This window comes from Solirhodobacter olei, assembly GCF_004010155.1.
GTDB lineage: Bacteria > Pseudomonadota > Alphaproteobacteria > Rhodobacterales > Rhodobacteraceae > Solirhodobacter > Solirhodobacter olei.
The window spans coordinates 1-608 of record NZ_RRYH01000095.1 but is presented as its reverse complement, the minus strand read 5'-3'; the positions used below and the strand labels follow the sequence as shown (position 1 = coordinate 608).

The 608-nt window shown below is 62.2% G+C and carries 1 protein-coding gene; it reads right to left on the bottom strand.

All coding sequences use genetic code 11. The features are described from left to right. On the bottom strand, nt 1–232 hold a 232-nt coding region (locus EIP85_RS23120; protein WP_206615644.1), incomplete at its 3' end, for a hypothetical protein. Nucleotides 233–608: the final 376 nt, after the last annotated feature.

The following is a 608-nucleotide window of genomic DNA, read 5'->3' as shown; positions in this document are numbered from 1 at the left end:
CGTCCCCGCGCTGAGCGGTGACGCGGATCCGATTCCGGTTCCGATCGCGCACGGTTTGCATGTTGGTAAAGCCCTGGCCCTGGAGAGCCTGATAGACAGGCCCCATCCCGCCGGCGGCCTGCGCTGTGGCCGTCAGCGGGGACAGTAAAAGCACGGTGGCAGCAAGAGGTAGAAGACGCATATCCTTCTCCTTCAAATCAGAGGTGTTCACCTGGGTGTCGATCGCCGACACCCGAATGCGGTACCCAGAACCTCGGCCCCCTGCGTTGACGTCTCTCACAGCCCCGTGATGCGCGGCGTTATGACACAGGGCGCGGGAGGACTGCCGCCAGGGCGGATGATGTGGCAGGGCATGACGGACCGAGGGTACGCATCGGCGAAAAATTTCGCTTACGGTCCCGGGCGATGCGGGCGGCACGGGGCCGATATCGCGCCTTTCAGAGCGTCGGGCGCTCCTGTCCTTCGGCCGGTGCATCAGCCCCGGATTGTTACCCCCTCATCACGATCCGTTGATATATGTCAAAGTACGCATGTAAGTTTCCTGCGATGAATAAGTGGTGCCGGATGGCAGGCGCTAAGGACAGGAGACGGACATGCGTCGCTACGAT